This window comes from Delftia sp. ZNC0008, from assembly GCF_000799035.1.
In the GTDB taxonomy this organism is placed as follows: Bacteria; Pseudomonadota; Gammaproteobacteria; order Burkholderiales; family Burkholderiaceae_C; genus Comamonas; species Comamonas tsuruhatensis.
This window is the reverse complement of sequence record NZ_JTKZ01000439.1, coordinates 1-25,518: the sequence shown is the minus strand read 5'-3', so window position 1 is coordinate 25,518 and position 25,518 is coordinate 1. Positions and strand designations below refer to the sequence as shown.

At 61.1% G+C, this 25,518-nt stretch carries 18 protein-coding genes and 1 pseudogene; 7 read left to right on the top strand and 12 right to left on the bottom strand.

Annotated features, from left to right (window positions below):
- The 11 genes from L995_RS14595 to L995_RS14550 form a co-directional block, all read right to left on the bottom strand.
- Positions 1-558, bottom strand: a 558-nt coding sequence (locus tag L995_RS14595) for a FimD/PapC N-terminal domain-containing protein (protein ID WP_197065148.1), incomplete at its 3' end; no start/stop codon positions are given.
- A gap of 120 nt (positions 559-678) precedes the next feature.
- Positions 679-1,407, bottom strand: a complete 729-nt coding sequence (locus tag L995_RS14590) for a fimbrial biogenesis chaperone (protein ID WP_047472412.1) — start codon at positions 1,405-1,407, stop codon at positions 679-681.
- A 152-nt stretch (positions 1,408-1,559) separates the two neighbouring features.
- A complete protein-coding gene (locus tag L995_RS32065) occupies positions 1,560-2,201 on the bottom strand; it encodes a fimbrial protein (protein WP_082001553.1) in 642 nt (213 codons plus the stop codon).
- A gap of 716 nt (positions 2,202-2,917) precedes the next feature.
- On the bottom strand, positions 2,918-6,010 hold the full coding sequence (locus tag L995_RS14585) for a fimbria/pilus outer membrane usher protein (RefSeq protein ID WP_047472411.1): 3,093 nt from the start codon (positions 6,008-6,010) through the stop codon (positions 2,918-2,920).
- Positions 6,011-6,284: 274 nt separating this feature from the next.
- A complete protein-coding gene (locus L995_RS14580) occupies positions 6,285-7,046 on the bottom strand; it encodes a fimbrial biogenesis chaperone (RefSeq protein WP_047472410.1) in 762 nt (253 codons plus the stop codon).
- Positions 7,047-7,159: 113 nt separating this feature from the next.
- Positions 7,160-7,750, bottom strand: coding sequence for a fimbrial protein (locus tag L995_RS14575; RefSeq protein ID WP_047472409.1), 591 nt, complete (start codon positions 7,748-7,750; stop codon positions 7,160-7,162).
- A gap of 622 nt (positions 7,751-8,372) precedes the next feature.
- A complete protein-coding gene (locus L995_RS14570; RefSeq protein ID WP_047472414.1) occupies positions 8,373-9,170 on the bottom strand; it encodes an HAD-IIB family hydrolase in 798 nt (265 codons plus the stop codon).
- Positions 9,171-9,256: 86 nt separating this feature from the next.
- Positions 9,257-11,071 carry a hypothetical protein gene (locus L995_RS14565; protein ID WP_047472408.1) on the bottom strand — a complete coding sequence of 605 codons (1,815 nt, stop codon included), beginning with the start codon at positions 11,069-11,071 and terminating at the stop codon, positions 9,257-9,259.
- Positions 11,072-11,314: 243 nt separating this feature from the next.
- The gene (locus tag L995_RS14560; RefSeq protein ID WP_016448474.1) at positions 11,315-12,409 is read right to left on the bottom strand and encodes an acyltransferase family protein; all 1,095 of its coding nucleotides are present in this window, start codon (positions 12,407-12,409) and stop codon (positions 11,315-11,317) included.
- 9 nt (positions 12,410-12,418) lie between these two features.
- On the bottom strand, positions 12,419-13,414 hold the full coding sequence (locus tag L995_RS32060; RefSeq protein ID WP_080649909.1) for a glycosyltransferase family 2 protein: 996 nt from the start codon (positions 13,412-13,414) through the stop codon (positions 12,419-12,421).
- A gap of 13 nt (positions 13,415-13,427) precedes the next feature.
- Entirely contained in the window at positions 13,428-13,781 is a 354-nt protein-coding gene (locus L995_RS14550; protein ID WP_047472407.1) for an undecaprenyl phosphate-alpha-L-ara4N flippase subunit ArnE, read from the bottom strand.
- Between the two features lie 457 nt (positions 13,782-14,238).
- On the opposite strand from L995_RS14550, the gene L995_RS14545 reads away from it, so the two are divergent.
- A complete protein-coding gene (locus L995_RS14545) occupies positions 14,239-16,776 on the top strand; it encodes a DUF7657 domain-containing protein (RefSeq protein WP_047472406.1) in 2,538 nt (845 codons plus the stop codon).
- A gap of 238 nt (positions 16,777-17,014) precedes the next feature.
- On the opposite strand, the gene L995_RS14540 is transcribed toward L995_RS14545, so the two are convergent.
- Positions 17,015-18,640, bottom strand: coding sequence for a peptide chain release factor 3 (locus tag L995_RS14540; RefSeq protein ID WP_047472405.1), 1,626 nt, complete (start codon positions 18,638-18,640; stop codon positions 17,015-17,017).
- A gap of 289 nt (positions 18,641-18,929) precedes the next feature.
- On the opposite strand from L995_RS14540, the gene L995_RS14535 reads away from it, so the two are divergent.
- The 6 genes and pseudogenes from L995_RS14535 to L995_RS14510 all read left to right on the top strand — a co-directional run.
- Entirely contained in the window at positions 18,930-19,028 is a 99-nt protein-coding gene (locus L995_RS14535) for a potassium-transporting ATPase subunit F (protein ID WP_013800438.1), read from the top strand.
- Between the two features lie 114 nt (positions 19,029-19,142).
- Positions 19,143-20,849, top strand: coding sequence for a potassium-transporting ATPase subunit KdpA (gene kdpA / locus L995_RS14530; protein WP_016448469.1), 1,707 nt, complete (start codon positions 19,143-19,145; stop codon positions 20,847-20,849).
- A 70-nt stretch (positions 20,850-20,919) separates the two neighbouring features.
- Positions 20,920-21,654, top strand: a complete 735-nt coding sequence (gene kdpC / locus L995_RS14525; RefSeq protein ID WP_016448468.1) for a potassium-transporting ATPase subunit KdpC — start codon at positions 20,920-20,922, stop codon at positions 21,652-21,654.
- A 3-nt stretch (positions 21,655-21,657) separates the two neighbouring features.
- Positions 21,658-23,742, top strand: a complete 2,085-nt coding sequence (gene kdpB, locus L995_RS14520; RefSeq protein ID WP_047327914.1) for a potassium-transporting ATPase subunit KdpB — start codon at positions 21,658-21,660, stop codon at positions 23,740-23,742.
- A gap of 82 nt (positions 23,743-23,824) precedes the next feature.
- Positions 23,825-24,700 carry a TorF family putative porin gene (locus L995_RS14515; protein WP_047472404.1) on the top strand — a complete coding sequence of 292 codons (876 nt, stop codon included), beginning with the start codon at positions 23,825-23,827 and terminating at the stop codon, positions 24,698-24,700.
- 34 nt (positions 24,701-24,734) lie between these two features.
- Positions 24,735-25,518: pseudogene (locus tag L995_RS14510) on the top strand (two-component system sensor histidine kinase KdbD); the annotation flags it as partial.

Below are 25,518 nucleotides of genomic sequence, written 5' to 3'. Positions count from 1 at the left end.
CTGCTCCGGACTCACGTAGCCGCTTGCCACGCGCCGCATCAGGATCTGGGGAATGCTCACATCCAGTCGTTGCAAACCTACGTTGAAGCTTGCGGAAGCGCCGGGGACGACCTTTTCAATGCGCAGGCACGCCGGGTCTCCATCCACAACATCCTCATTCGCCGGCAGGCTCGCCATGTCAATGTCCATTTGCTCCAGCAGGGACATGTTGAAGCAGGGCTGGGCACTGGCACCCCGACTGCGTTGAGTGAACCGCACCTCGGTGCGGGCCATCCAGTTGCCGTTGACCAGAAGGTCCGGGTTGTAGAGACCCGGTTCCACAGAATTACCCTCTGCAAAACGCAAGACATCGATCCCGTCGCCTCCTCGCAGAAAGCTGCTGTTGAATTCGATGTGCTGTGCGCGTGCGGGCGGCATCCTGCCGGCGGTGTGCTCTGTTTGCGAGGCGCGCATATCCATTTGCCAACAGGCCAGTACTGCCAGCAGCAAGGCAGGTAGTGGTTTGGCCTTGAACGGGAAACAGCCTGGCTTCCGTACCCTATCGGCTTTTTTCTTCATAGCAATCCCTCTCGATGGACATGCCTTTTTTTGCACCTGCTGCGCCGTGCTGCCTACCTCGGCCAGTCACGCGTGACCGGCATGGAGGCTTTCGGTGCTGCGTTAGGGCTTCGGCTACCGTCAGCGCCCAAGTTCGACCCTGTGGCCCTCGGCCCCGCCCCAGTCGTTGAGGCTGGTGTAGACCACGACTGCGTCCGCGGGAAGCTCCTTGGGTAGTTGTTCGTTTTCGGCGGGCTTCTGGAATGCAAACTTTGCCGTTTCTCCTGGCAGCACATGTCCTACATTCATCTTGAAACTCTGGCCAGCTGCCTCTATGGCGATATGACCCAGATTGGCGACATACGCGGTCGGATTGCGGGCATGAAGTACGGCCTGTCCGTCTTGGGTGGTGCTTGCGGACCACTGCAACTGTTCAGGCGCATCCCTGGGCTCGCCCGGCAGGCCCTTGGGGCGATAGATCAGCTTGATGCGCGTGCGAAAGGCCAGTGCGAGGCTGCCCTGGGAGCCTTTCGCGTTCTCGGTCTTGGGCGGCACGTCCAGCACGTTGATCCAGAACAATGACTCTCTGTCCTGGAGTAGGGGCTGGCCGGAATGGATGATGCGCAGCATCTGCTGGTCCGAGGCTTCCAGGCGGGTGAGCGACGGCGCGATCACAAAGGGCACATCTATGCCCTCGGGCGCCATATCTCCATCGCCCGTGTCCAGCCATGACTGCACCAGCGATGGCAATTTTCCTTCATTGGAAATCTTGAGAGTGGCTTCCGTCTCGTCGCCTGAAAATATGACCCGTGTTCCATAGAGGACTATGCTGGCATTGGCCGGGAGGACGCAAATAAGCAATGCGGCCATGGCGAAACAATGTGACAGCAGACTGGATCGGCGATTTTTCACCGGCATAGGAGATCCTGAATTTCTGTATATGAGAGAAATGCCACAGGCATTGGGGTTGAATGCGCCAGCCACCAGAAGGTGGCCGGCGCTTCTCTGAGGCGGTGGACTGCCTATTGATAGTTCATGGTGAAAGTCGCTTCAGCATTCGCCTCTCCTGAGGCAAGGGGCACGGAAGCCACGTAGTACCTGGCGATGTAGTTGAGCGTATTGGTTCCTGATTGCAGGTTGACAGGCGCGGACGGGCCGCTCAGATCCCAGATGGCCGTTGTCGAGTTGTTCTCCAGTAACTGGATGTCGGCCGTGGCATTGCTCGTATTGATGCGGCCGTTCCTGATGGGGCCATCAAAACGGACCGTGGCAGTGGTGGGCTGATTGTTCGCTCCTGGGGTTGAGCAGCCATCCAGTCTGATGGTGATCGTTCTCTGATGGGCGGGAAGAGCAACGTTGCCCACGGCGCCACCGCCAGAAGTAAAACCGCGGTCATTGGGAGGGACGATACCGAAATCGATCTTCTGGTCTCGACTTCCTAGATTGACGATGCAAGTGACAGGAGAAATATTTCCTGTGAATCTGACGATTCCACTCTGAGTGGATTGCGCATGGACAGAATTCAGTGCAAGCAAGGACAAGCCCGCAACCGAAAATTTCAATGCAGAAAATTTCATATTTATGCCTGGTGAAATTGAGTTTGATGAATATGGTGGATTGAAGTAATTATCTTGTTTGAAACTTTTTCTTTGATGCACCTCCATTTCTGATTTGATATTGGATATTTTTGAATGATTCCAGATATCGACGGCTATAGAGTTGCTGCTGCTGAAAGTTGCAGGTAATATATTTTTTATGCGTCAATGGGGTATGGCTGAAGAGGTTTTTGGGGAATATGAATTGACGCTGGATTCTTCTCGTTGATGACGAGATTTCGAAGAATCAGATTCTGATTTTTGGCAATTTGTCTGATCGGCTTATTGTCAACACATGCTCGCTGAAATGAAATTGGATAATTCTGAATTTCGCGATTTTCTCTCTAGGAATTTCCTGATTTTTGAGCGGATTTTTTGGGATTCCCTAGGAATAGTCCTATCTCGTCTTCAGTTGCTTACGAATTGGTGATCCGAACTGTGCGTGCGCGGGTCCAGAAATGGCGGGGCCAAGCCTTGTGGGAAGGCTGTCGCCTATGGGTTTGGGGGGATCTGCGATGCAGCTGATGCCGGCAGACAAGCGGACGATGGTCTTTGCGAGAAGAGCAAGGTCTCGGCTGTGCCGCCCTGCGGCACAAGGCCCGCAGTCAATCTTGCGGGTCTTGATGAACAGCGTTTGGGCAGTGGCGGCAAATAGCTGCATGCCGATGGCTACCCGTACCAACGTATCTGCAGTCGGCGCGGGAGTCGGAAATGGAAGCCTGCTGGTGCCGGCAATCAACGTGGCCCTGCATTGGCAGGGGCCTATTTGGGCTGCTTTCCGGTGCTTATGTCTGATCGGCCGATGCCAGGACCCTGATCTTCAGGCTGGGCTGCAGGATGGCCAGCGGACGGTCAGCCCGCAGGGTTTGCTGCGGCGGCTTGTGCTTGCCGGTGCCTGCGTCGTGCCCTGCCGCCACGGGAGTTCTGCCCGTGTTGCTGGTGACTGGCACCGTGGTGGGCAAGGCGCTGATCTTGACGCTCATGCGCAGGCCGTCCAGGTCGCGCTCCAGCTTCAGTGCCTGCTGGCTGCCGCTCGGCTGTGTGGCACGAGCGGGCAGCACTGCCGCCGCAGTGACTGCCGGGGCGCTGGCGACTGCCGTGGCCGGTGCCGTTGCTGCCATGCGTTCCTGGGTGATGCCGGCCAGAGCCACAGCCGACGCAGCGTTGGAGGCCGGGGCGCCTGCCACGGCTGTCTTGGCATTGGTGGTTGCGGTTGAGGTTGCCGCGGTCTTGCCCGGCTTGGCAGATGCCACGTCGGTGGCCGCAGGCAGCAGCTTGTTGCTGGCCACGCAGGGCAGTTCCAGGCTTTGCGGCGGCTGGTGGGTGGTGCTGCGCTTTCTTTCAGGCAGGGTATAGGAGAGGTTGCAGCCCACCATGCCGGTGTCGGTCTTCCACTGCACCTGCAGCTCGCCCTGGTCTGATAGCCCGCGCGCCAGCAGCTTGCCGGCCTGGCCGATCACGCCCAACTCTTTGCCGTCCATGTCCAGCACGCTGGCGCCAAAGGGCACAGGCATGTTGCCGGCCTGCCGCGCGCGGATCACGGCCGAGCGGCCGTAGGCCGTCTTGAAGACCAGCAGCGGCACGGCACCGGCCAGCGGCGCGACGTGCTGGCTGGTTTCCTTGAGCTCAACGTCGGTGGAAAGGCCCTTGGGATCAATGGAGACCTCGTTCATCGAGAACGGTGTGAGGTAGGGCACGACGGCATAGCCCCGGCTGTCCACCTTCACTCCGGGCGCGTTGTTGATGCGCGCGCCCTCCGCGTTCTTGGCCTCCACGATGGCAAAGGTGTCAGACACCGATTGCGACAGCGTCACGCCGCCCGGGTGGGCCACGATGGCGCCACGCGCGCCTACCGAGAACTGCTGGTAGCCACTGCTGGCGCTGACGCTGCCGCTGAGTTCGGTCTGCGATGCGCGGTAGGTGGCGTTGGCGCTGGCACTGGTGCTGCTGCCATTCATGCCACCGGTGTTGTGGTTGGCGCTGAGGCCGTAGGAGATGGCGTTGTCGTCGCCCAGCAGACCGGACAGGTTGGCCTGGGCCTGCACGCGGCCGCGCGAGTCGCGGTTGGTATTGGTGGAGAGCATCATGCCGCGCTCCATGCTGAGCGGAATCGACAGGCCCACGTGCAGGAACGTGTTGGACTGTCCCCAGGCATCGCGTTGGCGCGCCGCAGAGAGGTTGTAGGAGATGTTGCGGAACGAGTTGCTGTAGCCAATGGCGTAGTCGACGTTGGAGCCCTGTCGGTTCCAGTACTTGGCAGTGGACGCCGTGAGGCTGAGGTTGCCTCCCCCAGGCCCGAACTGCTGGCCCATGACCAGGGAGGCACGGTTGCGCGGCCGGTACAGGTCCGTGGAGGGCCGTAGCAGATTGGCCTGATCCCGTGCGCGCATGGCGTCGTTGAGGCCGAAGAATCCGTTGGTGGAGTAGCGATAGGCGGCAATGGCCACGTGGGTGCCGGTCTGGGCAAAGGATTTTGCGTAGCTGGCCCGCAGGCTCTGCCCGGAAAAGGAACCGTCGTGGGGGATGCTGGTGGAGGCGTGCGTGATGTCTGCGCCGAAGGCGCCCCAGGGCGTGGTGAGCGCTGCGCCAATCATGGGCGAGATATGGCCCTTGGCCAGGGACACGCCGCCGTAGCCTGTCAGCATATTGGTGAAGCCGTGCTGCCACGTGGCCTGGGAGAACATGGGCGAGGTGTTGGGCAGGTGGCGCACCACGCCCGCAGTGAGGCTGTATCGGTTCTGCCCTTCACGCAGCGACAGCGGCACGGCCGCGTAGGGAACGGAGAAGCTGCGCACGGCGCCATTGGCCTCGGTGATGCTGACTTGCAGGTCACCACCGTAGCCCGTGGGATAGAGGTCGTTGATGACGAAGGCGCCGGGCGCCACCGTGGTTTCGTAGAGCTTGATGCCGTTCTGCGTGATGGTGACTCGGGCATTGGTGTTGGCCACGCCGCGCACCACGGGCGCGTAGCCGCGCTGGGAGTCGGGCAGCATGCGGTCATCACTGTTCAAGCGTATGCCGCGAAACGAGGTGGAGTCCATCAGGTCGCCACCCGTGTAGGTGTCGCCCAGTATGAGCTGGGAAGACCAGTCGGCAATGTCGCGCTGTGCGTAGGTGGAGATGTTCTGGTAGTTGCCCCGTCCAGTGTCCGCCCAGCTGAAGGAGCCGTTGTGCCGGAAATGCCAGCGGTCGATGTTGACGCCGCCGTTCAGGCCCAGGTAGCTCTGCGTGGTGTTTTCTGCGTTGCTGGAGCGCCCGTGGTAGGTGTTGAACTGGTAGCCGAGCAGGCCGACAGGCACGCCAGCGCTCCATTGGTCGGGACTGACATAGCCGCGCACCGAACGGCGTAGCGAGGCCTGGGGCACGCTCAGGTCCAGTCGCTGCTTGCCGAAGTCGAAACTGGTCAAGGCGCCCGCAACGATCTGGTCCAGACGGTTGCAGCCACCGTCGGCCGCCAGCTTCAAGGCGGCCTCGGGCGGCAGGCGTGAGAGGTCGATGCCCACCTTCTCCAGCAGGGCCTTGTCCAGGCAGGGCAGCGCGTCCTGTGAGCCGGACTGGGCCTTGAACTGCACTTCGCGGCGGCCAACCCAGTTGCCGTTGATGTAGATGTCGGGGCTGTAGTTGCCGGGCGTGACCACGTTGGCGCGCGAGTAGCGCGAGACATCAATGGTCTGCTTGCCGGTGTTCAGAAAGCTGGGGTCGAAGTCGACGGCAGCCGGCGTGGGCTGCCACTGGCCGGTGGACGTGGAGGTCGTGACTTCCTTGACCTGCTGCCCCTGCTGGGCCTCGGACTGCCAGCACACCAGCACGGAGAGCAGCAGCGCATGGCCGGGCTTCAGTTGGAAATATCCGGCAGGGCCTTGGCCTGGCCCCGGCATTGTTCCTTTTCCTTGCCTTGTATGCCGGCTTTTGATTCCCTTTTCTGAATCTGGAAAGACTGGCCTGATCATTTGCTTATCTCCTAATGCTGTGCGCCCGATGCAAAGCGAACGGCCAAGGCCGATGTGCCAGTCCCGGTAAAGAGACCGATGCCGTTTCGCCGGGTATTAACGCTGGGTATCGGTGTGCTGGCCGGGCTAAAAATGCAGTGGCATTAGATAATCAGGCCGGAAAGGACGGGGGATTCGCGTGGCTGTGCTCGCATTGCCCTGTTTATTGGGCGGAATTTCCGATTCTGGCTTCGTGGTTGAGGCTGGCGCCCCAATCATTTATGCTGCTGAACATCACCGTGGCACCTGCCGCGCCAGCCATATTGACACCCGCAGGTTCCTTGATTGGAAAGGTGGCCACCTGGCCGGGAAGAACGGGCCCGACGCCTGCCTCGAAGGATTTGCCGCCGAGTTGCACTTCAACGCCAGCCACATTGACCACAAAGGCGCTGGGATTGCGTGCTTTCAACACGGGCTGGTTTTTGGCGTCAACGTCTACCGACCATTGAAGCTGGGCAGGAGCTTCCTGGGCATTGCCGGGCAGGTTGCTGGGTCGGTACATGAGCTTGACACGGGTGCGAAAGGCGAACTGGAGATTGTTGGAGTCGCCTTCCATTTCCGCCTTGGGCGGGACGTCCAGTACGTTGAGCCAGAACAGGGATTCCTTGTCGGCAGGCAGTGCTTCGCCCGAATAGATGATGCGCAACGTCTGGCTCTTGCCCGCCTCGATGCGCATGATGGTGGGCGTGATGACGAAGGGAACGTCGATGTTCTCAGGCGATTCCTGGTTGTTGCCCTTGTCCAGCCAGGTCTGCACCAGGGCAGGTTTGCTGCCTTCGTTGGTGAGCTGGATGGTGGCTTCCTTCTCGCCACTGGGGAAGATGATGCGCGTGCCCGTCAATGTCACGCTGGCCTGTGCCGCCGCTCCAAGAAGAAGGGACAACAGGATGGCAGCAAGCCCATATGAACGTTTGATCGTCAGCATCGGAGAACTCTCTGGGTTTTGAGCGAAAGAATGGGGTCGGGCCCATGTCACGAAAGCAGAAGACACGGCATATCGACCACCGCAAGGCGGCCGATATGCCTGAAAGTCAGTGATTACTGATAGACCAGCGAGTAGGTCACCGAGGTGTCGGTACGGCCGGCCGTCACGGGGCCGGTGGCCACGTATTCGGAGGCGAAACGCATGACGGCCCGGCCCGTGCCACCGACCTTGTTGTCGATGTCCACAAAGCGTGATTGGGCGGAACCGATCTTCAGACGCTCGTTGTTGCTGGGATCCACGATGGCGATCTGGACACCGGAGGCCACGGTGGGCGCACCAGTACCGCTGGCAGCTGCAGGCTTGAGCATGCCGGTGACCAGATCCACGTTGGGGCCGGCTTCGAAGAACACGGCGACCTTGGAGACAGGCGTCGTGGCGGTGGCGCTGGAGGCCAGTTCGCAGCCACTGAGTTCCAGCGAGAACGCCTGGCGGCCGACCGTAGCGCCCACGGTGGCCAGCTGGTTGTTCGCCACGTTGGGCAGCTTCACGCCGTCCTTGGCTGCGCCGGCGACCGTGGTGTCCACCTTGCAGGTGGTGGTGACCACCTCGCCCGTGAAGTTGATGGTGCCGTCTGCTGCTTGAGCGGTGTTCATGGTCATCATGACCAGGCCGGCGACCGATGTCAGCAATGCGATCTTTTTCATGGGTATTCCCTCGAGTTGAAGAGATAAATGAAATTCCAGCAGCGATGAATCCGCTGATGGAATAGGAGATTGTGTGAATGGTTGAGTGGTTAATAAATCATCAGTGTCCCATGTTCACCTCATCAATCCAATGGTTGGTAACTGTCAGCATGGTCAATGATTTGCAGGGGTTGCGATCATGCTGGAATAGGTGGTGGCGCTGACATGGAGAAATTGTTCGGATGAGGGAGCGTTGGCGAGGGTTGGGCGAGGTTTGTTTCTCTGGCATGTTTGAAATTGAATTGCTCAAAGACACCAGTGCCCAATGGCGCGGACGGGGTTCAGGAGAGAATATGTCAAAGAAAAAGGCGAAAAAACCTATTCTTTGGGTATGTGATGGATTCTAGGTGTGCGCCGCCGTTATATGAAATAGGGCGCATTCTGATTTTTGAGCCTGGATCTAGGAATAGTCCTAGATTTGCTCTGTCGAATGGGGGAAAGAGGGTGCGCAGCCCGCCTGCGCCGGGCGGTTGCCTGTGCTGAGGGTGATGGTGTCTGCGGAGGGGGCGCGGGTCCCGCAGATCAGGAGGGGTGGTCGAGGGCGAAGGCCTGCAAGGGCAGCACCGGCCCTCGGCCCTGTGGATCAGGGGCGCTGGGACAGCAAATACTGCGCCATTTCGGCAAAGCCGTCGCCGCGCTCGGCCTGCGTGACATGGCGAGGCAGGTGCTTGAGCTGGGGCACGAAGCGCGCGATGTTGGCCACGCCCAGGCTGTGGGGCATGTGCTCGAACATCAGCTGGTCGTTGGTGGAGTCGCCGATGTAGATCCAGCGGTCCAGCGTGGCGTCGAGGTCGATGTCGAACAGGGTGCGCAGGATCCATCGCGCGCCTTCGAGCTTGTTGTGCGCGCCAAACCAGCCGTTGATGTGGATGGAGCTGACGGTGGCGTTCATGCCCGCCGCCTTCATGATGGCCACGCAGCGGTCAATGTCCTGCTGGGGCATCTGGGTGAATTCGCTATGGTCCACGGCAATGTCGCATTCGCGGCCCGCCGAGTCGGTGGCGCGCAGCGCGCCGGGCACGGTGGCCTCGATCTCGGCCAGCACCTGCTGCATGCGCGCGTAGTTGGCAGTGCGTGTGACCTCGTCCTGCTGGTAGAGCTTGTCCAGCCCGCCCTGCGCATTGCGCCGCAGTGCCACGGCGCCGTTCTCGGCCACGATGGCATCCACGGGCCAGGCCTGGGCAAACGGCTCGCTCCAGCCTACGGGGCGGCCGGTGATCGGTACCACGCGCAGCCCGGACTGCTTGAGCTGGGCAATGGCATCAACGACATGGGCCGGCACCACGCCTTCCGTGGTCAGGGTGTCGTCGATGTCGGTGAGGATGCCGAGCGGCGATGCGGGAGGTGTCCAGAGGGACAGCGGCTGGAGGGTTGTAGGCACGGTCGTCAAAATGCAAAAAGCCGCCCGGGGCGGCTTGTAAAAGGGCAGCGCTTGCGCGCACGGACCGTGCGCGCAAGGGCTCCATCCTACTGCCTGGCGAACTCGACGATGGCCTTGTAGAACTTGTCGGAGCCGTCCTTGGGGTTGTCTGGGGACAGCTCCATGCGGTTGACGCCGTGTTCGGCCGCGCCCTTGAAGCGCTGGTTGATCACCGAGAAGTAGTAGGGGCTGATGAAGGTGGCGCCTGCGTCATAGTGGGCCTTCAGCGCGGCCAGGTGCGTTCCGTCAAGTTTCCATTGCTGCGGATTGAACTCGGGCGCGCCGTAGCCGCTGCCGATCTGGTGCTGCTTCATGAAACCGCGCAGCCAGTCGCTGTTTGTGGCGCCGCCGTACATGTTCAGGCCCTGCTTCCAAGGTGCCTTGCCATCCAGGGTCTGGGTGGAGGCGAACAGCTGCGGATTCCACGAGGGGTTCACATCGGGAATGATTTGGTGGGAGTACAGCTTGGCTGCGGGCAGGCCCGCCTTGAGGGCGCGCTCATGGAAGGTCTTCAAAAAATTGAAGACTTGGGATTCTCGATAGTGGTTCCAGTCACGTGCCAGAGGGTTGTAGTAGACGTCCTGCAATGGGGGAGGCATGTCCAGCCATGAGCGAGCGCCCTTGCGCTCCAGCGCCGTAAAGGCTGGCATCCAACCAAGCCGCCGAGGCTCCAATCCGGGTGGTGGGCTGCTTTGATCCCGTGGCACCACCACGAAATCCACATCAGCCATTTTGTAGCGCCGCCCTTTGGATAGGACCACTACTTGGGCCACATGAGGACCGGGCTTCAGTTTGCTGAAGTCAATGTCGCGCCGAAAACCGGTGTTGGGGTTTGTGATTTCATCGACGGCACGGTAGACATCCAAGCGATTGAGGCTGCGGGCCATGGGTCCGACAAGCTTGCCATCCACATAAAGGTTGATTTTATCCACGATCTGTGCGGGATCCCAGAGCCATCCTGCAACAGGCAGGGTACCGTCGGCATATGCGTCGTAGTGCTCGCCGAAGGAGCCGAGTTTCTCTTTCCGAATATCCTTGGAGGGGGCTGGGATGACATCGAAGGACGCGTAGTCCAAGCCGGTCTGCGCCTTGAATCGTTGAATGTCCCTGTAGTGTGTGCGGAGCCATTGTCGGAAGCCTTCTATCGATTCCGGGCTGTAGTCCGTCACACGGATGTCCCTATAGGCGCCCATTCCATTCTCGAAGTCTGGAAACATATGGTGAAGTTCACCGGCCAACGTATAGGCCACGATGCGATTTTGCACGGGCAGAGGCAGTTCCTGGATTTTTTTTGCCACATGCTCAAGTGCCTTGAAGCGATAGTGGTTGACAGGAATTTCCGGATTTGTCGCAAGTGTATAGGGCAGGATGCTGTAGCCGAAGTAGTCCAACTGCAACGGCTTGCCATCACGCAACTGCATCAGATTCTTGGGAGTCTTGCGCAGGTCCTCTACGATGGGCCCTAATGAATCGAAATGGTCGGCCGCAAGATAAACAACGACGGGGCGTGGAATCTTTCGGATGACGTTCAGGAAACTGTCAACCTTGGAGTCGTCAATTTCCCAGCCCTTTCCCGTGCGGTGATATAGGTCGAGCAGTTGCAGGGTTGCCGTGTAGCCAATTTGAACAGAGCCTTTGGGGCCGCCCGGTTCCAGTGTATCGAGGAGACGCGTGACAGCCGTGGCACCATCCATGCCGCTTTTGCGGCAGAACGCATAGGCCTCTTTGAGGGTCCGGATCTTCTTGTCTGCAACGGCCTCATCGCACAAATATATGCCCTCGACGGTGGGCGCGATAATCAAGGGCTGATCGGATGGCCTTGCAGCAGTTCCTGCCTGTGAAAAATTGGCCGTGGCAAACATCACCAGTCCCACCAAGTTCAGCGCGGAAAGATGGAATGATTTTGGTGAAATACGGGTTGGGGTCATTTGGGAAGACGCAGGAATTGCAGAGGCTTGGGTTATGATAAAAAGCAGGGGCTCTTAAAAGATGCCCCTGGCCTCATTCATGATTTTCTGGATTATATTTTTCCAGCTTGTAGGGGAGTATCTGGGGAGAACTACTGTCGCGAGTTGGAGATTCGATAAAAGAGGAAGTTCCTGCTGTCAAGCGCCTTTGCGCGAGGAGAATCCGAACCAGGTGGAGACTTTTTTCTTGAATATCTGATAGAGCGGATATTCAACGAGGCGGTAGCAAAGCCAGGAAAATACCAGTGTGGCTAATATGCTTGCAAGAGCCCAGATGGTATTGGGAATTCGCACGGGTGATTTGAAATAGATGATGCTCATCGCAACGAGCACCATGATATGGCTGAGATATATGCTGTATGAGGCATCTCCCAGGGATTGCAGCAATTTCCACGGGGTGATGTTTTTTCGCTCAAACTCCATGGCGCAGGCCACAAGACAGCAGGAGAACCCGCCGAAAAGAACGGCTCTTTCTCCGGCGTGGAAAAATCCGGCCATCCCGCTGGCGTTCAAATTCCCATGAATTTGATAGAAGTATGCGGCAGCTAGAAAGGCAATGGCAGCAGTCGCCCAGATAGAGATATATTGCTGTGGCCGTCGACGGACGAATTCCGATAGCAGAAAGCCTGCGATGAACTCCACGACAAGCGGAGATGCGTAGAAGGGAATCAGCAGGCTCGCCTTGGCCTTCCCTTCATTTTGAGGGAGGTACATCCCGTTCTTGTACAGCCAGACATTGAAAATGATGATGCCAAGGCCACAGATCCCTAGGATCTTTGCCGCATAGCGTCTTTGCCAGAGGACAATCAAGGCAACGACGACATAGAAATACAACTCAAAACTCAGCGTCCAAGTAATGGGGAGAAGGTAGAGCATTAAATCCTGAGGCCACAGGAAGAAAGATCCCAACAGGCTTGTCTGAGGCTTGATATTTTGGAAATGCCATGCAGCGATGAGGTAAACAAAGAAAAATGGCCACCAGCCAATGTAGATTCGGCCAAATCGCTGCGTTAAAAAACGTGCGAATGAATGCCATCCAGGTTTTAGATTCCTCGTGGTTTCAGCCATTATCAGTCCGCTGATTACGAAGAATAAATCAACCCCAGCAAAACCCAGTCGAGTGACCGCTTCTGGCAATATTGTCAGTGTGAATGGCGTCACGGGTGGACTCATGTGGTGGAGTACCACCCAGAATGCGGCAAAGAATCGCAAAGTCTGCACGTTTTTTAACATTGGGGTTCCTCAAGAGGATAATCTATCTTTTCTGAAGTCTTTGAGTATGCATGCGTCCATTAGCAGCCCGCTAAGCGGCTCCTGAGGGGTGCTGCTAATATCGTGGTGCAGAAAGGCGATGAGGAACTGGATTCCAATGATGACAGGCAAGGCAGCGAGCATAACTGTTCCGCTGCTTGCCGGGAGATTGTCCAATAAACTGCTGATCCAATGAATTCCTCCGAAAATTATTCCGAAGGATAAAAAAAGAACGCCAAAGATGCTATATATGGTTCCGGCGTTGAAATCTCTTAGAAAATAATTGTAGAAATAGCGTTTTCCTATGCGGATGGCATGCTTTTTCAGGAATTCCGGGAGGATCTTGTTTATCTTGAGATTGGACTCCTCATCTGCATAGACTGCGTCCATGGGTATATCTTTGACGACAGCACGGATGGTGTTCAGCCGAAAGAGCATGTCGGTCTCGAAGAAGTAGCGTTTTTCCAGCTTGCTGATGGGTAGTTCTCGTAAGACGCTCGTGTGGATGGCTGTATATCCGTTGGACGGGTCCATGATGTTCCAGTATCCGCAGCTGATTTTGGTAATGAAGGAAAGTGCAGCATTCCCAAAAATGCGGATTTTTGGCATGGTTTGCACTGATTCAAGCCTGAAAAATCGATTGCCTTTTGTGTAGTCTGCTCTTCCTTGGATGATGGGGGTGACAAAAAGTGGAAGTAGTTTAGGATTCATCTGTCCATCGCCATCTATTTTGACTACGATATCCATTCCATCCTTGATCGCTTGACCATAAGCCGTGCTTACCGCTCCTCCCACGCCTTGGTTTTTTGTGTGGAAAAGTACCCTCACCCGAGGATCCTTGCAATTCTGCAGAATCCAGTTTCCACTGCCATCAGGGCAACAATCGTCTACGGCATATATTGTTGTTACGCAATCGGGTATTTTTTCTATCACCTCTATGACATGCTGTGTGACTTTGTAGCAAGGGATGGCAACTGAAATTTTCATGTGATCTGTTTTGTTAATTGGGTGCTTGGGATGCAATGGTTATCCCTGTTGCAATGAAGATGCCTCCGATAATAGTTTTAGGGTGCATTGGCTCGTTCAGAAATAGCCAGGCCAGACTGGGCACAATTATAAAGGCCAGTCCCATAATCGGATAAGCCAGATACAGAGGTGCACTTCTCAGAATCCACACCCAGGCCAGCGTGGTGACTCCGTAAAGCGCGAAAGCCGCAAGCAGCCAGCCATTGAGGGCAATATCCATCAGAGAGGGGGAAAGCGGAATAGCGGCTGCTGCCTTCTTGAAAAGCAGCTGCCCCAGCGAAATGCCGAGGACGCAAATAACAGCTAGACTGGTGAGAAAAGGTGTCATGTGTTGGAAGGTGTGTTGTCTTGGTAGGCGTGCTGCCCGGTGTTGCCAAGGCAAACATGACGGGCCGGGATGGCTGAGGAGCTTTCCTTGCGGCTCGGCTGCACTTAGGGCGCTGGTTGCAAAATGCTGCGGAAATCTGGATCGGCTGCGAGTGAGGTCCCATTGATGCGGATGTCAGACTAGTGCGAGGATTGATGGAGCAGGCAGTCGCCAGCTCGCCCGGTACGGTAGGCGTTGCTGATTATGCAGGTACGGCAGGCCGCGCGCGTGCAGTGTGCATGGCCTGTGGCGGCCGCGGCGGCCGCGGCGGCCGCGAGGTACAGCTAGTGGAAATGCCGTACTGCGTTGGCCGGCCCATGCATTAGGTGCCATCGACTGCGGCCTTTTCCCACGAGCTACTTTGCCGCAGTCGAGTAAATTAGCCATCTTTCTGGCGATGCCTCGCCGCAGTCGAGGGATGTTGCCTGTGCTGACTTCACAGATTGCCGTAATACTGATGTTTCGTTTCCTTTTTGCCCTCATTTTTCTCTTTGTGTCGGTGGGGGGGCACGCCCAGGCTCCGGAGAAGACACGAGTATCGGGTGCGTTGGAGCATTGGTCGCTCGATGAGCCCAGCAGCAAGCTGTCGCTTACAGGATGGGTGCTGGCAGGTCAGGACGGGACGGCTCCACCGGCGATGAAGCTTTCCATTTTGGGGACGGAATTCCAGGCGAAGGATGCGGCGTGGACTGCGAGGCCGGAGCTGTCGGCGGACAGCCCCTACACCGGTGGTCAGGTGGGCGTGGGCTTCGATTGGACGGTGACATTACCTGCGAAGCCTCCTGGCGGTGTGCATGTCATCCGGCTCGAGGTCGTCTACCCGGGGGGCCAGACATTCTTGCTGCAAAGCTCGTTGGGTGGCAGCCCCGAATTGATCGTCAAGAGGATAAAAAAAAGCCATTGGTGGGCGCTGGGGATCGTGCTGGTCGTCGTGCTGCTCATCCGTTTCGGCAGGCTTGAGCGCACAAGGCTGGCGCGCCGTCTGTCCCAGTGGACGCAGGAGCGAACGGGTTACCTGCTGATCGTCGGTGCCTTCGCCGTGCTGGTGACCGCTGGCATTACCGGCAGTTCGATGAATCTGCTTCTGGAGAGCCCGATAGGGCAAAGTCTGCTCAGCGCGAAGGGGAGCCAGGCGCGCCTGTTCGACCTGCGCGACATTCGTGGAGACGAGTGGGGCGTGCTTATGCCGAACGTGCTGGCTCAGGTCAATCATGAGCCGCAGTTTCCGGTCGTGAATACCAATATCGGTTTGAGTGGGCAGAACATGGGTGTGATCGGCATGACGGGTGTTCCGATCGCTAATTGGGCCGCTTTGGCCAAGCCTGCGACCTGGGGATATTTCCTGCTGCCGTTGCGCCAGGCCATGAGCTGGCAATGGCAGCTCCCGTTCTGGGGTGGCCTGCTTTCGGTCTGGCTGCTGCTCAACCTGCTGCGGCCTGACAGGCGCGGGCTCAATCTGGCTTTGTCGTTCGCTTTCTGCGTGGCCCCCTACGCTGCCGCCTGGTCCAACTGGCCCCTGTACGCCACGATGTTCCCGGCACTGGGTTTTGTGCTCGCATGCAAGCTGATGCAGACCACACGTCGCGGGCATGCGCTATTGCTAGGCCTCGGTCTTGGCTGGCTGATGGCGTGCTGGTTCCTAGTGCTGTATCCCACCTGGCTCATCATCGTTGGCAGTTTGCTGCTGTTCGTCGGTGTGGGCTGGTGCCTAGACAATCGTGATCGGCTGCATTGGGGCATGCCGCAGGTGCTAGGCGCCGTGGCGGCGGGGGTGGTTGCCGCGGCCCTGCTAGGCAGCTGGTGGATGGATACGCACGACGCCGTTGCATTGATGCGGGCAACCGAATATCCCGGCAAGCGAGGCGCGCTGCCCGGGGGGGATCTGGACTGGCTGTGGCATCTGCGTGGATACAACAACGCGGATATCGTGACACATGCTTCTGGAGCGCATACCGACCAGTCTTCCGCCAGTTCCTATTTCCTGTTGCCCTTGATGTTGCTTGTGCTTTGCGTTAGCCATCTGGTGCAGCGGCGAGAGCGGCGTTGGGCTGTCGCAGCATGCACGGCCTTCATTGCCTGCTACTGGATCTACGGCTTTGTCGGCGTGCCGATCTGGCTGGCCAAATACACACTTTGGGGAAATATGCCCACGTTCCGCATGGATGTGGGTATGGGGCTGGTGAGCGTCGTTTTGATTACATTGGCGGCCGAGAAGGGGGTGCTGGCCGATAAGCCAGCGCCCGGTTGGTGGACGAGCTGCCTTGTGCCGGCACTGGCTGCTCTCGGCAGCGCAGTGGTGATTGCATGGATGCTCTATCGCACACCACTGTTTTTCATGCCGGAGGGCAGTTGGGTCTATACATCGGCCATGGTCATTGTCGGAACGATGATGTGCTGGTGGATGCTGAGGGGCAAAGTGGGCGCCGCCGTTGCCATGTTGATCGCCGTGCATCTGCTTGCAACACTGACTTTCAATCCTGTGATGCGGGCGCCCAAGAGCGTGAGCCTAGCAGAAGGGAGTATCCCCTATGTCATCAACTCAGAGGGCAGACACTTGAGGACCATTTTGCTCAATGGCGACGGCATAGGGCCGCACATGCTCGCTGCAGCAGGATTTCCAATTTCCAATGGTGTGTTGTACTACCCGCACAAGGAGCTGTGGTCCAGAATGGGGTTGCCCGAAAAAGAATGGCCCGTGGTTAATCGCTATCAGCATCTTGGTTTCTACACGGACGCCAGTGTTGAAAATGTCTCAGGTTACCGTGCGTCTGCAGCATCGGTCGACTATGTACGCGTCGATATCCATCCACAACGGTTTGACTTCTCCAAGACAGGTGCTCAGCGCGTGGTTGTGGAAGCTGCACAGGCGAACGATCTGCGTTCCAATGCCTCGTTGACATGGATGGGCGAGTACAGGCGCCTGCACTGGTTTGCCATCAAAAAAGAGGGGCGATAGAAATCTTTACGGATTTGCCGAGCAAGGCTCTTGGGTCCGATGCATCAGGAGATCCTGCTGCACCAAGCCCTTCCCTTGCCTTCAAAGATCGTGAATTTCTGGGCGCAGGTCGGGGCTTTTGCTCGAACCGAATTCGGACTTTGCCCGGCTACTGGCCTGTGCCCCTGAATCGGGGGCTGGCCTTCAGGGGAGCTTGATGGCCTGGTAGGCCGCCATGCAGTTCATGGGGATTGCTGTCTTAGCCACGCTGCAACGCCAACCCCGCATGCTCGCGCAGCGGATGGAAATGGATCTTCGGAAACCGCTCCTGCGCCAATCGCACGTCATAGGGTGACGTGCACAGATAGGCCAGCGTGTCGGCCGCATCGCGCGCCATGCGCAGCGGGTAGGCGTTCTCGAATTCGCGCAGTTCGCCCGGCGTGTCGGCCGTGATCCAGCGGGCGGCCGTGTACTGGCAGCCTTCCAGACGGATGTCGCAGTCGTATTCGGTGTTCAGGCGGTGCTGCACCACTTCGAACTGCAGCTGGCCCACGGCGCCCAGCAGCATGTTGCCGCCGGCTTCGGGTTTGAAGACCTGGATGGCGCCTTCCTCGCCCAGCTGCATCAGGCCCTGCTGCAGCTGTTTGGTGCGCAGCGGGTTCTTGAGCACCACGGTCATGAACATTTCAGGGGCGAAGAAGGGCAGGCCCGTGAATTGCAGGCTCGCGCCGTCGGTGATGGTGTCGCCCAACTGCACGCCACCATGCGTGGTGAAGCCGATGATGTCGCCCGCATAGGCTTCTTCGACGGCTTCGCGGCGCTGGCTCATGAAGGTCACGACCGAGGTGGGGCGCAGTTCCTTGGCGGTGCGCTGCACCTTCATCTTCATGCCGGGCGTGTACTTGCCCGAGGCCACGCGCACGAAGGCGATGCGGTCGCGGTGGTTGGCATCCATGTTGGCCTGGACCTTGAAGACCACGCCGGAGAAGCCTTCGTCCTCGGGGTGGATGATCTTTTCCACAGGCTGCTTGTTGACCAGCAGCGAGCTTTTGCGGGGGCCGGGCGGGGGCGACATGTCGACCACGGCATCCAGCACTTCCATGACACCGAAGTTGTTCACGCCCGAGCCGAAGAAGACCGGCGTGAGCTTGCCGGCCAGGAAGGCCTCGTGGTTCCAGGGGGCCGAGGCGCCCTGGGCCAGTTCCATGCTTTCCAGCGCGTCGTCAAAGGCCTGCCCGAAGCGCGCGCGCAGCTTGTCGGCCTCTGCCAGGGGGATGGCCTCGAAGTCCTGGGGGCGGCGTTCGCTGCCGGGCTGGAACACCGTCATGGTCTGGGTGAGCAGGTTGATGATGCCGCCGAACTGCTTGCCCTGGCCCACGGGCCAGGTGACGGGGCAGCAGGGCATGCCCAGCTCGCGCTCGACTTCGTCAAGAATGTCCAGCGGATCGCGCACTTCGCGGTCCATCTTGTTGACGAAAGTGATGATGGGGGTGTCGCGCTGGCGGCAGACCTCGATCAGGCGGCGGGTCTGCGATTCCACGCCGTTGGCGGCGTCGATCACCATCAGCGCCGAGTCCACGGCCGTGAGCACGCGGTAGGTGTCTTCCGAGAAGTCCTTGTGGCCCGGGGTGTCGAGCAGATTGACCACATGGTCGCGGTAGCTCATCTGCATGACCGAGCTGGCCACCGAGATGCCGCGCTGCTTTTCGATTTCCATCCAGTCGGAGGTGGCGTGGCGGCTGGCCTTGCGGCCCTTGACGGCGCCCGCGATCTGGATCGCGCCCGAGAACAGCAGCAGCTTCTCGGTCAGCGTGGTCTTGCCCGCGTCGGGGTGGGAAATGATGGCAAAAGTCCGGCGGCGCCGGGTTTCAGAGGCGTATGACACAGTATTGAAAGCGCAGAGGCAGGGCGGTGCCTGCCAGGAAAGGGAGACGTAATGTCTGTCGCGGGCGGCCATTGGGGCATGGAGCCAAGCGAGGCCGCAAATGGCCGCCATTCTACTTTCGCACCGGGAATATCGGCGAACAGGGATGTAAGTCGTGTCCCTGGTTTCTTGATGCCGTCTTGATACGGCACGTCGCAATCTCAATCCGCTTTTGACAGCCCCGGCCCTAGAGTTTTCCCCATCGCAACAACAGGTGCCGCCATGCGGCGCCGATGCGGGAGAAATCCCTATGACCTTGACCGAAATCACCGGATGGCTGGGCGCCCTGGGCGCCCTGGCTGTGTTTGTCTACCTCGGATACGCATTGCTGCGGCCCGAACAGTTCTGAGGTGGCGCAGATGCAAGACCTGATCTTTATCGCCCTGAGCCTGGGCTGCTTCGGGGGCCTGCTGGCCTTCGTGGCGGCGCTGGGCCGGATTTGACTGCCTGAAAGGAGACCTCCATGTGGTTGACCTGGATGGAATATGCACTGGTGCTGCTGCTGATGACGGCGCTGGCCGTGCCCATGGGGCAGTGGCTGGCACGCTGCTTCACGAGTGAGCACCATGCCTGGATCGAGCGGCTGAGCTTTCGCGCCCTGGGCGTGAACCCGGCCGAGCGCATGGGCTGGCAGCGCTACGGGCTGGCGCTGCTGCTGTCCAACGGCGCCATGCTGCTGCTGGGCTATGCGCTGCTGCGCCTGCAGGGCTGGATGCCGCTCAATGCGCTGAGCAATGCGGCGCAGACACCGGACCTGGCCTTCAACACGGCCGTGTCCTTTGTGACCAATACCAACTGGCAGGCGTATTCGGGCGAGAGCAGCCTGTCCAACGCCACGCAGATGGTGGCCATCACCTTCATGATGTTCGCTGGCGCGACCACGGGCGTGGTCGCCGCGGCGGGTGTCATCCGCGGCCTGGCGCGCTCCAGTGCCTCGGACCTGGGCAACTACTGGGTGGACTATGTGCGCATGCTCTGGCGCGTGATGCTGCCGCTGAGCTTTGTGGTGGCCCTGGTCTATGTGTGGCAGGGTGTGCCTCAGACGCTGGATGGCCAGGTCTGGGCGACGACGCTGGAGGGCGCTCGCCAGCAGATTCTTCTCGGCCCCGTGGCCAGCCTGGAGAGCATCAAGCACATCGGCACCAACGGTGGCGGCTTCTTCGGCATGAATGCTGCCCATCCGTTCGAGAACCCCACGCCGCTGACCAACGCATTCCACATCCTGGGCATGCTGCTGATCCCGTCGGCGCTGACCTATGCGCTCGGCTCCATGCTGCTGCGCCGTCGCCAGGGCTGGGTGCTGTTCGGCGCCTGCCTGGTGATGTTCGTGGGCTTTCTGGCGCTGGTGTTCACGGCTGAGCAGGCCGGCAATCCGCTGCTCACGGCCGCAGGTGCCGACCAGCAGATCAGCGCCACCCAGCCGGGCGGCAACATGGAGGGCAAGGAGCTGCGCTTCGGCATCGCCGATACGGCGCTGTTCGTGACCACGACCACGGCCGCGACCACGGGCTCGGTCAATGCCATGCATGACTCGCTGACGCCCCTGGGCGGGCTGGTGCCGCTGGCGCAGATGATGCTCAACTGTGTGTTCGGCGGCGACGGCGTGGGCCTGATCAACCTGCTGCAGTACGCCATCCTCACGGTCTTCCTGGCCGGCATGATGATCGGCCGCACGCCCGAGTTCCTGGGCAAGAAGATCGAGGCGCGCGAGATCAAGCTGGTGATGCTGGCCGTGATGGCGCACCCGATCTCCATCCTGGGCTTCACGGCGTTGGCTGCGGTCTGGCCCGACACCATGGCCAGTCTGACCAACCGGGGGCCGCACGGCTTCTCGGAGGTGCTCTATGCCTATGCCTCGGGCACGGCCAACAACGGTTCGGCCTTTGCGGGCCTGAATGCGAACACGCCGTTCTTCAACACCACCATCGGCCTGGCCATGCTGGCTGGCCGCTATCTGACACTGCTGCCCATGCTGGCCCTGGCCGGCAGCCTGGCGGCCAAGCCCACCGTGCCTGCGGGGCCGGGCACCTTCCCGACGGCCACGCCGCTGTTCATGGGCTTGCTGGTCTTCGTGGTGGTGGTGGTCGGTGGACTGACCTTCCTGCCTTCGCTGGCCCTGGGCCCTGTGGTCGAGCAACTGCAGATGCTGTCAGGACAGGTCTATCCCTGAGCACCCCTGAGCCCGTTTTTTTCTGGCCGCCTGCTGTGCCTGACACAGCAGCGCGGCGGAGGTTTCCGAAATGCAAGTTCAAACACACACTTCCGGCCCGTTGCCGGTGCTGCGCACCGATGCGCAGGTTCCATCCCAGACCGATGCCGGGGGGCTGCGCTCGCTGTTCGGCCCCAGCCTGCGGTCGGCGCTGTTCGTCGCCGTGGTCACGGGCCTGGCGTATCCGCTGGTCACCACGCTCGTGGCCCAGGCCGCGTTTCCCAAGGCCGCCAATGGCAGCCTGATCACGCGCCAGGGCTCGGTCGTGGGCTCGGCCCTGATCGGGCAGGAGTTCGCTTCGCCCCGTTATTTCCAGGGTCGGCCCAGCGCCACCACGGCGCCGGATCCCGACAAGGCCGATGCCACGGTGGCCGCGCCCTACAACGCCGCGCTGTCGGCCGCCACCAACCAGGGGTCGACCCACGCGGCGCTCAAGGAGTCCGTGGCGGCGCGCGTGGCGGCCTACCGCGAACTCAATGGTCTGGCGGCAGATGCCGCTGTGCCTGTGGATGCCGTGACGGCCTCGGCCTCCGGCCTGGATCCGCACATCTCTGTGGCCAATGCCGAGCTGCAGCTGCCGCGCGTGGCACGCGAGCGCCAGCTGCCTGTGGCCAAGGTCCAGGAACTGCTGCGCCAGCAGATGCAGCCGCGCGTTCTGGGCCTGCTGGGTGAGCCGCGCGTGAACGTGCTGCAGTTGAATCTGGCGCTGGACGATCTCTCGGCCGCGACGCTGCAGCCTGCGGCAGCCAATGCCGCCAAGGAGTAAGCCATGTCGCGCAAAACTGCTTTGTCCCTGTTCGATCCTTCGCTGGTGCGCCAGGCGCTGGGTGACTCCATCCGCAAGCTGGCACCGAGCGCGCAATGGCGCAACCCGGTGATGTTCGTGGTCTATCTGGGCGCCATCTTCACCAGCCTGCTCTGGGCCCAGGCCCTGGCGGGCGAGGGCGAGGCGCCTGCGGGCTTCATCCTGGCCATTGCGCTGTGGCTGTGGTTCACCGTGCTGTTCGCCAATTTTGCGGAGGCGCTGGCCGAGGGGCGCAGCCGCGCCCAGGCCGCGAGCCTGCGCAGCATGAAGCGCAGCACGGTCGCCAAGAAGCTGGAGCAGGCAAGCTACCAAAGCCGCTGGCATCCCGTGGGTGCGGAAGAACTGCGCTCGGGCATGTGGGTGCTGGTCGAGGCCGGCGACACCATACCGCTGGACGGCACGGTGATCGAGGGCGTGGCCTCGGTGGACGAGAGCGCCATCACCGGCGAATCGGCCCCCGTGATCCGCGAGGCCGGCGGCGACTTCTCTTCGGTCACCGGCGGCACGCGCGTGCTGTCGGACTGGCTGGTGGTGCAGATCACCGTGAACCCCGGCGAGTCCTTCCTGGACCGCATGATCTCCATGGTGGAGTCGGCCCGCCGCCACAAGACGCCCAACGAACTGGCGCTGACCATCTTGCTGGTCGGGCTGACGCTGCTGTTCCTGCTGGTCATCGTCACGCTGCGGCCCTATTCGGCCTTTGCGGTGGAGCTGACGGGCAGCGGGCAGGTCGTGGGACTGACGGTGCTGATCGCCCTGCTGGTGTGCCTGATCCCGACCACCATCGGCGGCCTGCTGTCGGCCATTGGCGTGGCAGGCATGAGCCGCATGATGCAGGCCAACGTGATCGCCACTTCGGGCCGCGCCGTGGAGGCGGCCGGCGACGTGGACGTGCTGCTGCTGGACAAGACCGGCACCATCACGCTGGGCAACCGCCAGGCCAGCGAATTCCTGCCCGCGCCCGGAGTGACGGCCGCGCAGCTGGTCGATGCGGCGCAGCTGGCATCACTGGCCGACGAGACACCCGAGGGCCGCAGCGTGGTCGTGCTGGCCAAGGAAATGCATGGCCTGCGCGAGCGTGACCTGGCAACCCTGCATGCCGTCTTCGTTCCCTTCACGGCCCAGACGCGCATGAGCGGCGTGGACATGCCGCAGCCCGACGGCGGCACGCGCAGCCTGCGCAAGGGCGCGGCCGACGCCGTGCGCCGCCACGTCGAAGCCATGGGCGGCAAGTTCCCGCCCGCCATGCTCAAGGTGGTGGAGGATGTCTCGCGGCGCGGCAGCACGCCGCTGGTGGTGGCCGATGGCGCCCGCGTGCTGGGCGTGATCGAGCTCAAGGACGTGGTCAAGCACGGCATACGCGAACGCTTTGCCGAGCTGCGCCGCATGGGCATCAAGACCGTGATGATCACGGGCGACAATCCGCTCACGGCCGCCGCCATTGCGGCCGAGGCCGGCGTGGACGACTACCTTGCCGAAGCCACGCCCGAGGACAAGCTGCGCCTGATCCGCGAACACCAGGCCGCCGGCCGGCTGGTGGCCATGACCGGCGACGGCACCAATGACGCACCCGCACTGGCCCAGGCCGACGTGGCCGTGGCCATGAACAGCGGCACCCAGGCGGCCAAGGAAGCCGGCAACATGGTGGACCTGGACAGCAACCCGACCAAGCTCATCGAGGTCGTGGAGACCGGCAAGCAGATGCTGATGACGCGCGGTGCGCTGACCACCTTCAGCGTGGCCAACGACGTGGCCAAGTACTTCGCCATCATCCCGGCCGCCTTCGTGGGCACGTATCCGCAGCTGTCGGCGCTCAATGTCATGGGACTGGCCAGCCCGGGCTCGGCCATCCTGAGCGCCGTGATCTTCAACGCGCTGATCATCATCGTCCTGATACCGCTGGCCTTGCGTGGCGTGCCCTACCACGCCATCGGCGCCTCGGCCCTGCTGCGGCGCAACCTGCTGGTCTACGGGCTGGGGGGCCTGGTCGTCCCCTTCATCGGCATCAAGCTGATCGACATGCTGCTGGTGGCTTTCGGTCTGGCCTGATCTTTGGCGGCAAGCCTGCCCGTCCGGGCAGGCACCGCCTTGCTTTCTCTGTACAAAAACCAAGATGAAATCCGTTTCTTCCATGACGGCCGCTTGTGCCGTCCCCCGCTTCTTCCCCCGTGCCTCGCTGGCTGCACTGCTGTCGCTGGCGGCTGCGTCCTGCCATGCCCAGGCCGAAACCTCTCCCGTCAACACTGCCAGTGCCGATGCCCAGCCATCGCCCGCACCCGCCTACGCGCTCACCGGCAGCGTGGCGCTGCTCAGCGACTACCGTTTCCGTGGCATCTCGCAAAGCTGGATGGGGCCGGCGCTGCAGGGCGGGCTGGAGCTGTCGCTGCCGCGTGGCGCCTACCTGGGCGTGTCCGGCTCCAGCGTGTCGCGCCACAGCTATCTGGACGGCCGCGCGCTGGAGCTTGACCTGTACGGCGGCTGGCGCACCGAGCTGCTGCCGGGCTGGACGGGCGACATCGGCCTGCTGCACTACAACTACCCCGGCGCGCGCGTGCCCCGCGGGGATGGCAGCGGCGGCGTGCGCTACGACACCACCGAGGCCTATCTGGGCGTCACCCACGGCGGCTTCAGCGCCAAATGGTCGCTGGCGCTGACGCCTTACTTCGGCCTGCGCGACAGCACGGCGGCCACGGCCTTTGCCGAGGCACTTCCCGGCAGCGGCAGCTCACGCGGCAGCAGCTATCTGGACCTGAACTACCAGCATCCGCTGGGCGACTGGGCGGTGCTGGGCCTGCATGCCGGCCACACGCAGGTGCGCAACTACAGCGAACTGTCGTACGCCGACTGGCGCGTCTCGCTGGCCCGCAGCTGGGGGCCATGGACGGCCACGCTGGCCTGGGCCGGCACCTCGGCCGACACGCGCTACTACCGCGCGGCCAATGCGGCAGGCCAGATGCAAAGCCTGGGCCGCAGCGGCTGGGTGCTGTCGCTGTCGGCGGCGTTCTAGTGTGGGAGCACGCTCTGGTGCTAGGCTGAGAACCATGCCCATTTCGTCCTCTGCCGAGCCGGCGCCGCCCGGTCTGCCGCGTCCCGATCCCGACGCCCTGGTCGCGCGCCTGCGCCATGAGCGGGCGCAGGAGGGGCGGGGCAAGCTGCGCATCTACTTCGGATCGAATGCAGGCGTGGGCAAGACCTACGCCATGCTGGCCGCCGCCCAGCGCGAACGCCAGGGGGGCCGCGAGGTTCTGGTGGGACTCGTGGAAACCCATGGCCGCAAGGAAACGGCGCAGCAGCTGCATGGCCTGGAGCAACTGCCGCTGCGCGAGCTGCCGCACCAGGGACGGACGCTGCGCGAGTTCGACCTGGATGCGGCGCTCGCGCGGCGTCCGCGCGTGCTGCTGCTCGATGAACTGGCGCACAGCAATGCGCCAGGCTCACGCCATCCCAAGCGCTGGCAGGACGTGCAGGAGCTGCTGGACGCAGGCATCGATGTCTGGACCACGATCAACGTGCAGCACCTGGAAAGCCTGAACGACGTGGTGGGCGGCATCGTCGGCATCACGGTGCGCGAGACCGTGCCCGACCAGATCTTCGACGATGCCGACGAGGTCATCGTCGTCGACATCTCGCCCGACGAGCTGCTGCGCCGCTTGAAGGACGGCAAGGTCTACATGATGGAGCAGGCCGAGCGGGCCTCGCGCAACTTCTTCAGGCGCGGCAACCTGCTGGCGCTGCGCGAGCTGGCACTGCGCCGCACGGCCGACCGCGTGGACGAGGACATGCGCGACTACCGGCGCGAGCGCTCCATAGGCACGGTCTACGCGG